Raw genomic sequence first — 12,043 nt, forward strand, 5'->3', positions numbered from 1 at the left:
CTTCAGCTATCCCGAATCGCTATATGACCAAGCAATTGCTCACGTTGTTGATTGTTTTTGCCGCCATAACCAGCCCGGGCAAGGCCGCTGCAGAAGGGCGGATCACGCTGAATCCCGATGGCCGTCTGCCCTTGATCGTGCATGAGGAGCAGGCCGCAATGAGGCTCGCCGGCGACCTGCTGGCGCGCGACCTGGCAGCGCTGGCGGGCGGCGACGCGGCGCGGGGCACGGGTATCGAAGCGTGTACGCGTGTATGCGTAGTGATCGGCCGCCACGATTCGCCGCTGGTGCGGACAGTGCTTGCGGAAGAGGGCATTGAGCTGCCGCGCCTGGAATGGGAAAGTTATGAACGCATTGCTATCGTTTCGCGCCGCCATCCAGGAGCGCAAATCCTGCTGATTGCCGGCGCCGACCTGCGCGGTACGGTGTGGGGCGTGATCGACCTGACGCGGGAACTGGGCGTCTCTGCCTGGGAGTGGTGGGCGGACGTTCGCCCGGCCCGGCGCGAGCGACTGGAAGTGTCGGCGGCCCGAGTCCGTTCGGCCTCGCCGCATGTGCAGTATCGTGGGATTTTCCTGAACGATGAGGACTGGGGACTGCAGCCGTGGGCCGCAAGGCATGATCCGGCCCGGGATATCGGTCCTTCCACTTATGCGCGCATCTTCGAGTTGATGTGGCGCCTGAAGGCCAACATCATCTGGCCGGCGATGCACGACTCCACCAGGCCGTTCTACCAGATCGCGGGCAATGCGGAGGCAGCGCGCGATTACGCCATCGTGGTCGGCACCTCCCATGCGGAGCCCATGATGCGCAATAACGTGCGCGAGTGGGACCATCAGCAGCGCGGCGCCTTCAATTTCTTCAGCAACCGCGCGTCGCTGGTTCGTTACTGGGACGAGCGCCTGAAAGAAGTGAAGGACTTCGAAAACATGTACTCGGTGGGCATCCGCGGCGTGCACGATTCGGCCATGGAAGGCGCGCATAACGTGGATGAGGCTCGGCGGGGAGTGAGCGAGGCCATAGCGGTCCAGCGCGAACTGCTTGCCAGGAGCGCGCCGAAGGCGCCGCAGGCGCTGACGCTGTACAAGGAAGTGCTGGATATTTACAAGGCAGGGTTGCAGGTGCCGGAAGATATCACCCTTATCTGGCCGGATGATAATTACGGTTACCTGCACCAATTGAGCACGCCGCAGGAAGCGCAGCGGCCGGGCGGGGCGGGCATCTACTATCACATCTCCTATTGGGGCCGCCCGCACGATTACCTGTGGCTTGGGACGACGCATCCCGCCCTGATCCGCGACCAGTTGCAGCGCGCGACGGCGACTGGCGCGCGCAAGGTCTGGATCGTCAACGTCGGCGACATCAAGCCAGCCGAATACCTCACGCAATACTTCCTTGACCTGGCTTTTGACGGCAATACGCTGGAACGCCCCGCACGCGAGCACCTCGCCGGCTGGATGCGCGCGCAATTTGGCGCGTACGAGGCCGACGAACTCGCGGACATCATGATCGGCTACTATGACCTGGCATGGGAGCGCAGGCCGGAGTTCATGGGTTTCAGCCAGACCGAGCCCACCACGCCGGTGAGGGCAACAGACTATCTTCGCTCAGGCAGCGGAGAAGCGGAACGGAGACTGGCGCGTTACGAGGCTTTGGCAAGTCGCGCCGATGCCGTTGCGCAGCGGCTTCCGCCGTCGCTGGCCGACGCTTTCTTTCAATTGGTGCAGTACCCCGTGCGTTCCAGTGCCAACCTGAATACGCGGATATTGAGGCTGGAACTGGCGGCGCAGCATGCCCGCGAAGGCAGGCCTGACGCGAACTTCCAGGCAGCGCGTGCCCGGTCGGCGCAGGCAGCAATCGTGGCCGACACCGCGCATTACAACGCGCTGGGAAACGACAAATGGCAAGGAATGATGGACCCGGCACCGCGCCGCCTGCCAGTATTCAGTGCGCAGGCAATACCCACTTACGCGGAAGCTCCCCAGCGGAGCGGCTGCAGCATCGCATATCCGTTCCCGTTTTCGGGCGACGGCGCGCAGCTCAATTTCAATTCGGGCCGGCCGGCAGTACGCACGGTGACGCTGGTCGGCAGCAGCGGGCAGGCACTGGACTGGCAGGCAGCCGGAGTTGGCGCCTCTCTCACACTGTCTGCGCCAAGCGGCCGGCTGGACGCCGGGAATGGCTTTGAGCAGCGCATTGAAATCCGCTACGACGGCCGCGCTGCAGCGCCTTCCATTGCACTGCATTGCGGGGGGAAACCGCTCCCGCTCCGGTTGCAGGTACAACCTGATCCTGCGCCAGGACTGCCGCTGGAGAGCGAAAGGATCGTGACCATTTCGGCGGTGCAGGCGGCACCGGCGCGCGGCTGGACCCTGGTCCCTGCCCTGGGGAGTTTTGGCGCCAGCATGCGCTCGTCCCTGGCAGCAGGCGAGGGCAGCACGCTGGCTTACGAATTTGCGACCCTGTCGCAAGGCCCGGCCCAGTTGAAAGTGGTGGCCCTGCCGGTGCACCCCCTGACGTCCCGCGACAAGCTTCGCATTGCCGTCAGCTTCGACAACGAACCGTTCAGGGAACTCGATTTCACCACACATGGCCGCAGCGACGAATGGAAGGCCAACGTGCTGTCGAATACCGCGCTGCGCACCCTGTCGCTGGAAAACGTCGCTGCGGGCCGGCACGTACTGCGGGTACGCGCCCTCGATCCCGGCTTCATCCTGGACCGGCTGGAACTGGCATTCGACGGTGCACCGCAGTTTTACGGCAGGCCGGAATGATCAGGTCCTTGCGAGCTATTCCAGAAAGTCATAGCTCAATGCGTATTCCGCATAACTAGGGAATAGCCAATTCGTTAAGCTAAGCGTCTTAATGATAAGCAAATGTTGTCAACGCATTTGCAAACAGAGACGCTAGCCATGAAAATCACATCCCTCGATTCGGTTGTATTCCTGATCTATTTTGCGGTCGTTGCCGCATACGGCATCTGGGTCTATCGCCGCAAGAACAGCAGCTCCGGCTCGGCTTCGCGCGATTACTTCCTGGCCGAAGGTTCCCTGACCTGGTGGGCCATTGGCGCCTCGCTGATCGCCTCCAATATCTCCGCCGAACAGTTCATCGGCATGAGCGGGTCCGGCTTCAAGATCGGCATGGCGATTGCGGTGTATGAGCTGATGGCGGCGGCAACGCTGGTCATCGTGGCCGTGTTCTTCATGCCGGTGTATCTGAAAAACCACATCTACACCATGCCGCAGTTCCTCGAACAGCGCTATGGCAAGGGCGTGGCGACGACCATGGCGCTGTTCTGGCTTGGCCTCTACATCGTGGTCAACCTGACCTCCATCCTCTACCTCGGCGCCATCGCCATCAGCAGCATCTCCGGCTTGAGCGTGGGCGCCTGCATGCTGTTCCTGGCCGTGTTTGCGACGATCATCACGCTGGGCGGCATGAAGGTGATCGGCTACACCGACGTGATCCAGGTGGTGTGCCTGGTGATCGGCGGCCTGGTGACGACCTGGATCGCGCTGGACCTGGTGGCCGGCCTGGGCGGCGGCAAAGGCGCGCTGCACGGCACGGCCGAATTGTTCGCGCGTGCCCGCGGCCACTTCGACATGGTGCTGACGCGCGACCATCCAAGCTATATGGATTTGCCTGGCCTGAGCATCCTGCTGGGCGGCATCTGGATCGCCAACCTGAATTACTGGGGCTGTAACCAGTACATCACGCAGCGCGCGCTGGGCGCGGACCTGCCGACCGCACGCAAAGGCCTGCTGTTTGCGGCATTCCTGAAATTGCTGATGCCCGTGATCGTGGTGCTGCCCGGCATAGCGGCCTTCGCGCTGGACCAGGCGGGCGCGCTGGGCGGCGCCCTGCGCCAGGGCGGCGAGCTGAATCCGGATCGCGCCTATCCGACGCTGCTGGCATTGCTGCCGGACGGCTTGCGCGGCGTGGCGTTCGCCGCCCTGACCGCCGCTGTGGTGGCCTCGCTGGCCGGCAAGGCAAACAGCATCGCCACCATTTTCACGCTGGATATCTATCGTAAGAAATTTGTACCCGCAGCGAGCGAAGAGCGCATGGTGTGGGTCGGCCGCCTTACCGTGGTGGCGTCGATGGCAATTGCGGTGCTGATCGCACCAATGCTGGGCATCGACAAGAAAGGCGGGTTCCAGTACATCCAGGAATACACCGGCTTTGTCTCGCCGGGCATCCTGGCCATGTTCCTGCTTGGTTTCTTCTGGAAGAAAGCGACCAACGCCGCCGCCATGTTCGCCACCGTGGGCGGGCTGGTGTTCTCCATCATCCTCAAGTTCCTGCCAACGATGATGGACCTGTCCTTCCTCGCGCCGATCGGCTTCGCCGCCGACAACGGCAGCGGCGTCTTCGAAATCCCGTTCATCGACCGCATGTTCCTGGTGTTCTGGGCAGTGGTGGCCGGCATGGTTCTGATCAGCCTGATGGGAAGGCGTGATGGCGAAGCCAAAGCCATGGTGGTCGACCGCCAGTTGTTCCGTGTAGACCGCGGCTTTGCCATCGGTTCGGCCGTGGTGTGCGTGCTGCTGGCCGTGATCTACGGGGCGCTCTGGTAATACAACAAATCACAAAAAAGACTACGGAGAAAACAAAAGCATCATGAAGCAAAAGAAAATCAGTCTGCTGGTGAAGTCGCTGTTCCTGATCCCTGCCATTCCAGCCGCCTTTGCGCAGCAGGCAGAAGAACCGTCAGTCCAGAAGGTCACCGTTTCCGGTATCCGCGCCTCGGTGCGCAGCGCCCTGAGCGTCAAGGAAAACTCCAACAGCATGGTGGAAGTCGTCGCTTCAGAAGACATCGGCAAGCTGCCGGACACCACCATCGCCGAGTCGCTGGCCCGCCTGCCTGGCCTGGCCGCAGGCCTGGATCGCGGCAACGCCAGCCAGATCGTGGCGCGCGGCATGGGCGAGCGCTTCATCGGCGCTACCCTGAACGGCCGCGAACTGGCTTCGTCCGAGCCGAATCGCGCTGTGCGCTTCGAGCAGTTCCCGTCCGAATCGCTGTCCGGCGCCATCGTCTACAAGACCCAGAATGCGGACCTGGTGGAAGGCGGCGTCGCCTCCAGCATCGACCTGCAGACCGTTTCGCCGCTCAAATACAGCGGCCGCCAGGCGTCCCTGAAGGCCGACGCGCTGTACTACTCGGAAGCACGCGACCTCGACACCAAATCGGTTCGCCCGCGCCTGGGCGGCATCTTCATCGACCAGTACGCGGACAAGAACGTTGGCGTGGCGCTGGCCTTCAGCTACCAGAAGCAGCCTTCGGTGGAGAAGCGCAAGAACCACTGGGGCTTCAACGAAGACCATTCCGCCGACATCAATGGCGACGGCAAGGTAGACAAGACGCCGTGGGGTTTTGAGACGGAACTCAAGCGCGGCACCAATGAGCGCGGCAGCGTGCTGGGTAAGGTGGAGTGGAAGGCCAGCCCGGATGCGATGATCACCGCCGACGTCTACTACGCCAAGAACAAGATCCGCGAACCGGCCATGTCGCACTGGACCGGCGACCTTGGCAACTGGGATGGCTGGCAGAGCGCCAACTACTCGAACCTCGACATCCGCAACGGCTACGTTGTCGGGGCCACCGTCAACAACGTGGGCCTGACCACCAATAGCACGCTGTGGACGCAGGATATGGACAACCTGGCCGCGGGCCTGAACGGCAAGTTCAATGTCGGCGACTGGAAAGTGGATGCCGACATCGCCACTTCCTCGGCCGGCCGCGACAGCGCCTGGCGCGACGTGCGCCAGTTCGCCCTGAACAACGGCACCATCAAGTGGTCCTTCACCGGCGACGAAATCCAGGACTTCAGCTTCAGCCACGATTCGGGCAACCCGGCCGCCTTCGGCAACCCGACCCTGTACGTGGACACCGACGGCCACGTCGACGACCGCCTGAACTCGGCGCAACTGAGCGCATGGCGTCCGCTGGATGCCGGCATGGTGAGCCGCATCAAGTTCGGTGCACGCTTCGCCGACCGCGAAAAGAAATACCACCAGACCACCTGGAACCTGGCTTGGAACAGCGCCATCCCGGCCTCGGCCTACGAAACGGTGAATGTTTCCGGCTTCGCGCCATTCATCGTGCTGAAAGACTTCAAGGGCTCCGCCACCAGCCTGTGGGGCGCAGATGCCTTCAGCCCGGACGGCCGCACCCCGACCGCGAACGACCTGCTGGCCGGCTGGAAGGTCAAGGAAAAGAACAGCAGCGTCTACGCCCAGGCCGACCTGGAAGGCGAATTGTTCGGCAAGACCTTCCGCGGCAATGCCGGCGTGCGCGTGGTGCACACCAAGCAGACCGGTACCGGCATGGAGTCGATCAACGGCGCCGCGCCGACCCCGGCTGAAGGTGGCGCTTCGTACACCCGCGTGCTCCCTAGCATGAACCTGATCTTCAACCTGGACCAGGCGCAGAAGCAGCAGATCCGCTTCAGCGTGGCGCGCGCCATGTCGCGTGCCCCGATGGATGAAATGCGCGCCTCGCGCCAGCTGGCAATCGACACCAATCCGGGTTCGCAGCAGCCGATTACCGGCAGCGCGGGCAACCCGGGCCTGCTGCCGATGATGTCGAACCAGGTGGACCTGTCGTGGCAGTACTACTTCGACAAAGGGTCGCTGGTGTCGGCCGGCGTGTTCTACAAGAAGGTGTCGGACTACATCGGCATCACCACCGACCACACCACCGTCAACGGCCGCGCTGCGACCCTGACCCGTTCCGTGAACGGCGAGGGCGGCAATGTGCGGGGCCTGGAACTGGTGGCGCAGCATGCCTTCACCAATCTGCCGGCGCCGTTCGACGGCCTGGGCGTTGCTGCGAACTTCTCGTACAACGACAGCGACATCAAGGAATACACCAACGACTACCCGATGGTGGGCCTGATGAAGCGCAACGGTGGCCTGACCCTGTGGTACGAGAAGGCGGGCTACGAAGCTCGTGTATCGGCCAACTACCACAGCGCCTTCGTGCGCATGCCGCGCTGGACCGCCGGCTACATGATCGAGAACCCGGCCGAGACCTACGTCTCCGCCAATTTCTCGAAGTGGCTGACCCCGCAGTTGCAGCTTCGCTTGGGCCTGGACAACATCACCAACCAGAAAGTGGTGGAGACCCAGTCCAACAATCCATACATGCAGAACGTGATGGAATATGGCCGCCGCTACAACCTGGGCCTGAGCTACAAGTTCTGATTGAGGCATGCCGATGATCCGTAACACACTTTGCCTGGCCGCGATGGCGTTCGTTCACGCCGCCCAGGCGGGGCAGGTGCTGGCAGTAGATGCCAGCGCCCCCGCACCGGCGCCTTTGTCCGGCCATATCAAGATGGGCACGGCCGTCGCTCCCGGCGGCCATGTCCTTGGCATCAACAGCCGCTACCTGACGCGCGACGGCCAGCCCTGGCTGCCGGTGATGGGTGAATTCCACTACTCGCGCAGCCCGGCGGATAGCTGGGAGGCCGAGCTGGCCAAGATGAAGTCGGCCGGCATCAACGTGGTGGCCAGCTACATCATCTGGAACCACCACGAGGAAAAGGAAGGGAAGTTCAACTGGAGCGGCAACCGCGACCTGCGGCGCTTCATCCAGCTGGCCAACAAGGCCGGGCTGGAGGTATGGATCCGCGTTGGCCCATGGTCGCACGCGGAAGTGCGTTACGGCGGCATTCCCGACTGGGTGGTGGATGCCATGCCGACCCGCCAGGACGACCCCCAGTACCTGAAATACGTGGACCGCTTCTACCGAGCGATCGCGAAACAGGTCGATGGCTTGCTGTGGAAGCAGGGCGGCCCGGTGATCGGCGCCCAGATCGAGAATGAATACAACCTGGCGGGCCCGGGCCGCGGCGCCCAGCACATCGCCACGCTGAAAGGCATGGCCGTGAAGGCCGGCATCGACGTGCCTTTCTACACGGTGACCGGCTGGGACCAGACCTTGTATCCGTCCGGCGAAGTGGTGCCGGTGTTCGGCGGCTACCAGGACGAGCCGTGGGCAACCAGCAAGACCGAGCTGCCGCCGAAGGAAACCTACGCCTTCCGTTTCGACACGCGCGTCAGCGGCGACCTCGGTGCCCAGACCCGCGCCACCCAGCAGGGAACGGCGGAAACCGACATGGACCGCACGCCATTCCTGGGCGCGGAGTACGGCGCCGGGCTGCCGGCCATGTACCGCCGCCGCACGCTGGTATCGCCTGACGATATCGCCTCGACCCTGCCAGTGCAGATGGGCTCCGGCGTGAACCTGATGGGCTATTACATGTTCCATGGCGGCCGCAATCCGGTCGGCATGACCACCATGGAAGAGAGCACGCGCACCGGCGGCTACAACGACACGCCTGCCATCAACTACGATTTCAATGCGCCGCTGGGCCCTGACGGCCAGCAGCGCGATGTGCTGGCTTACCTGCGCCCGTTCCACTACTTCATGAACGACTTCGGCGCGCGCCTGGCGCCGATGACGGTGCATAAGCCGTCGCTTGTGCCGGCCGACCCGGCCGACTTTTTGGCGCCGCGCTGGTCGGTGCGCAGCAAGGGCGAACAGGCCTTCCTGTTCTATAACGGTCATGTCCGGCAATATGCGCTGCCGGCGCAGAAGCAGGTGCAGTTTGCGGTGAAGCTGGACGGGCAGGCCGTTACGCTGCCGCGCCAGCCGGTCGATATCGCGGCCGGCAGCTACTTCTTCTGGCCGATCAATTTCGACATGGACGGCTACCGCCTGCAATACGCCACCGTACAGCCGGTAGCCCGGCTGGAGCGCGGCAAGGCGGGCAGCGTGTACGTGTTCGCGGCGCAGGACGGCATTGCGCCTGAATTCGCGCTGGACGCGGCGGCCGGCGCCTGCCTCAAGACGCAGGGCAAGGCAGCCAATGCGGACGGCGGCGTGCTGGTGCAAGGCATCCAGCCCGGCCTCGATGCTGCGCTGACGCTGGACTGCGCCGGCAAGCGGCCGGTGACGGTGCTGGTCCTGTCGCAGCAGCAGGCGCGCCAGATGGCAGTCGGCCAGTTGCAGGGCGAACGCCGCCTGGTCGTCAGCGACAGCCAGGTGCACTTTGCCAACGGACGGCTGGTGTTGCGCTCCCCGGGCAAGCCAGCATTCCGCGCGGCAGTATTCCCGGCCTTGCCGCTGCCGCTGAAAGGCAGCACGGCGCTGCAGGCGAGCAGCAGGGATGGCCTGTTCCAGGTTGTCGAGGCAACGCTGCCAAGCCAGGAACTGGCTGCCACTGCGCGCAAGTTGCGCGCCGCACAGCCAGTCCCTCCGATTAAAATTGGCGGCAACGCCAAGGCGGCAATCCAGCCCGATGCGGAAGTCTTCGGCAATTCCGCAGCATGGGAACTGTCGCTTGGTGCGACCCGGCCGAAAGGAGTCGATGGCGCCTTGCTGGAAATTGATTTTGTCGGCGACGTTGCCCGCCTGTTCGACGGCACGCGCATGGTGGACGACTGGTATTACAACGGCCAGCTTTGGCAGTTCGGTCTAGGCAACCTGCCGGCTCGCGAACGTGCTGCGCTGACGCTGACTGTGCTGCCGTTGCGCGCTGACGCCCCGATCTACCTGCCGAGGGAACACCGTCCTGCGTTCAACGGGCAGGCGCAGGTAGCGGAACTGCGCGGCGTCAAGGTCACGCCGGTGTATCGTGTAGAAATTGGCCGCTGAACGGAGTTTGAACATGGCATTGAAAATTGGTCTCGTCGGCCTGGGCAAGATTGCAGTCGACCAGCATATCCCCGCAATTCGCGGCAACAAGGGCCTCGAGCTGGTGGCGGGCTGCTCGCCGGCCAGTGCGCCGGAAGGCGTGCTGCGTTACCCGGACATGGGCAGCATGCTGGCCGCCCATCCTGAAATCGAAGCGGTGGCGATCTGCACGCCGCCCCAGGTGCGGCACAAGCTCGCCTGCGAGGCAATTGCGGCAGGCAAGCACGTATTCCTGGAAAAGCCGCCAGCGGCAACGCTGGGCGAGGCCGCGTCCATTGCCGCCATGGCGGCGCAGCACGGCGTCACCGCGCTGGCAGGCTGGCATTCGCGCTTCGCACCCGGCGTGGAAAGTGCACGCAACTGGATGCTGGCGCGGCCCATCAAGTCCATCCAGATCCGCTGGAAGGAAAACGTGCGGCAATGGCACCCTGGCCAGAAATGGATCTTCGAGGCAGGCGGCATGGGCGTGTTCGATCCCGGCATTAACGCCTTGTCGATCTTGACGCACCTGTTGGGGGGCTATGCGCTGGTGCGCAAGGCAGCCCTGCACGTGCCGTCGAATTGCAGCGCGCCGATCCAGGCTGAGTTGGAGATGGTGAGTGAACGCGGCGTTCCGATCGATGCGGAGTTCGATTTCCTGCAGACGGGCCAGCAGACCTGGAGCATCTTCGTGGAGTCGGCGGCTGGCGATACCATGGCACTGCACCTGGGCGGCCGCATCATGGAGGTAAATGGCAAGGTAGTGCTGGACGAGCCGGAGCGCGAATACCCTTCGATGTACGAGCATTTCCGGCGCCTGGTAGCCAGCAAGAGTTCCGACGTCGACTTCACGCCGCTGCAGGCGGTGGCTGATGCCTTCCTGGTCGGCAAACTCACGAGCGCCGAACCGTATATTGAGTAGGCGAACCAGGTCAATACAGGCCGAAGATCCTGCCGGAGAGTCCCAGGATCATCGAGGTGTTGACCAGGGTTAGCCCGACCATCCAGCGCGTGTTGGCACTGGCTTCCTTGCGTTGCGCGTCAAGGCTGGCCCGCAGTTCGGCGAGGCCGTTGTCGGTATGTAGTCTGAGCTCGGCGAGCCCTTTGTCCGTGTGTTGCCGAAGCTCGGACAGGCTAGTGTCAATGTGCTTCTTCAGGCGCTCAACCGCGTCGTAGAGCCGATCTATGTCTTTCTTGATGGTATCCACAAGTGCCTCAACTTTGGCAATTCGTTCGTCATAGTCCATGGGTGCCTCCGCTAGGCCTTATCCTACAAAACTGCTTGCCCCGCGCCGATAGTTGCGGTGCGGGCAGCGGCGCACCATGTGCCCATGATACGTTCGAAGGAGAGAACGATGAGCACGAGTAAGGAGAAAATGAACCCGATCGCGCCCGACAGCCTGAAGGCGCGTGCGCCTGGCGTCAAACCGGGCAACGAGCAGCGCGGCGAGGCGCTGCAGCGGGATACGGCCGGGGTAGGTGAGCGGGGCGGCGTGGCCAGCCAGCAGACCGGCTGGGCGGCGCGCCAGTCGGCGGAGCGGATGCGCCAGCGCAGCGGCACCGCCAATGCGGGAAGCGCCGGCGGCGGCAGCCTGCAGCAGGACCAGCATGCCGGCTCGCAGGAGTCGGCCACCGGTCCTGCCGGCAAGCGTCAGACCGACGAAGCGCGGCCCAAGCTTTCACGGGCGCGTGAGTTGGACAAGTAGATATTGTCCTTCGACAGCGCGCGGTTGGCGCTGACGGCGTCGGCCCAATCGCGCGTGGTCGTCACGGCGGCGAAGTTGGAATGGAATACCACGCTGAATATGCGATGGATCTCTTCCGCCGTGGCTCGGCCGGCTGCGTTCTCATACGGCAGCGAACCGGTGGCGTCGGACAGGTATTCCACGGCCAGCCCCCTATGCGCAGCCTCGATGATGGTTGAGGCATTGCAGTTGTGCGTCATGTAGCCCGCAATCGCCAGGGTGTCGATCTTGTTATCGGCCAGCCATTGCGCGAGGCCGGTGCCGGTGAAGCTGCTGGCCAGCTTTTTATTGACGACATAATCGGCGCCCAGCGCTGCCACTTCCGGATGCAGTTGCCAGCCGTCGGAGCCGACGGCAAACACTGGTGCGCCGGCTGGCGTGTCGTGCTGCACCACCACCACAGGTACGCCGCTTTCGCGCGCCACCTTCATGGCCTGGACAATATTCGGCAGCGATTGCTCGACCGGCGGGTATTCGATCGGCAGCTTGCCGGTGAAGTATTCGTTTTGTACGTCGATCACGATCAGGGCGCGGCGTGGCATGGTATTTCCTCCGTTTGGGTTGTTGATGGGATCCATTGTGCGGTCCGCACCGATTTCGCGACAGTGGCCCA

8 protein-coding genes are annotated in these 12,043 nt (G+C 63.5%); 6 read left to right on the plus strand and 2 right to left on the minus strand.

Annotation, left to right across the window (positions count from 1 at the left end):
- The first annotated feature begins 23 nt into the window (after positions 1–23).
- From ACN9M3_RS14070 to ACN9M3_RS14090, 5 genes are all read left to right on the plus strand, one after another.
- Positions 24–2,774 (plus strand): glycosyl hydrolase 115 family protein, encoded by a 2,751-nt coding sequence (locus ACN9M3_RS14070; protein WP_426323223.1) that lies wholly within the window; start codon positions 24–26, stop codon positions 2,772–2,774.
- Between the two features lie 138 nt (positions 2,775–2,912).
- Complete coding sequence (locus ACN9M3_RS14075) at positions 2,913–4,580, plus strand: sodium:solute symporter family transporter (RefSeq protein WP_426323225.1); 1,668 nt, start codon at positions 2,913–2,915, stop codon at positions 4,578–4,580.
- A gap of 43 nt (positions 4,581–4,623) precedes the next feature.
- Complete coding sequence (locus tag ACN9M3_RS14080) at positions 4,624–7,209, plus strand: TonB-dependent receptor (RefSeq protein ID WP_426323227.1); 2,586 nt, start codon at positions 4,624–4,626, stop codon at positions 7,207–7,209.
- Positions 7,210–7,222: 13 nt separating this feature from the next.
- The gene (locus ACN9M3_RS14085; RefSeq protein WP_426323229.1) at positions 7,223–9,667 is read left to right on the plus strand and encodes a beta-galactosidase; all 2,445 of its coding nucleotides are present in this window, start codon (positions 7,223–7,225) and stop codon (positions 9,665–9,667) included.
- Between the two features lie 13 nt (positions 9,668–9,680).
- Positions 9,681–10,607, plus strand: a complete 927-nt coding sequence (locus ACN9M3_RS14090; protein ID WP_426323231.1) for a Gfo/Idh/MocA family protein — start codon at positions 9,681–9,683, stop codon at positions 10,605–10,607.
- A 10-nt stretch (positions 10,608–10,617) separates the two neighbouring features.
- Here ACN9M3_RS14090 and ACN9M3_RS14095 read toward each other — a convergent pair whose 3' ends face one another.
- Positions 10,618–10,932, minus strand: a complete 315-nt coding sequence (locus ACN9M3_RS14095; protein WP_426171607.1) for a hypothetical protein — start codon at positions 10,930–10,932, stop codon at positions 10,618–10,620.
- 108 nt (positions 10,933–11,040) lie between these two features.
- Between ACN9M3_RS14095 and ACN9M3_RS14100 the strand changes: the two genes are divergently transcribed.
- A complete protein-coding gene (locus ACN9M3_RS14100; RefSeq protein WP_426323234.1) occupies positions 11,041–11,391 on the plus strand; it encodes a hypothetical protein in 351 nt (116 codons plus the stop codon).
- Here the strand turns inward: ACN9M3_RS14100 and ACN9M3_RS14105 are convergent.
- Positions 11,337–11,972 (minus strand): cysteine hydrolase family protein, encoded by a 636-nt coding sequence (locus ACN9M3_RS14105; RefSeq protein ID WP_426171610.1) that lies wholly within the window; start codon positions 11,970–11,972, stop codon positions 11,337–11,339. The two genes, ACN9M3_RS14100 and ACN9M3_RS14105, sit on opposite strands and share 55 nt — an antisense overlap.
- Positions 11,973–12,043: the final 71 nt, after the last annotated feature.

This window comes from Pseudoduganella sp. R-43 (assembly GCF_049913255.1).
Classification (GTDB): domain Bacteria; phylum Pseudomonadota; class Gammaproteobacteria; order Burkholderiales; family Burkholderiaceae_D; genus Rugamonas.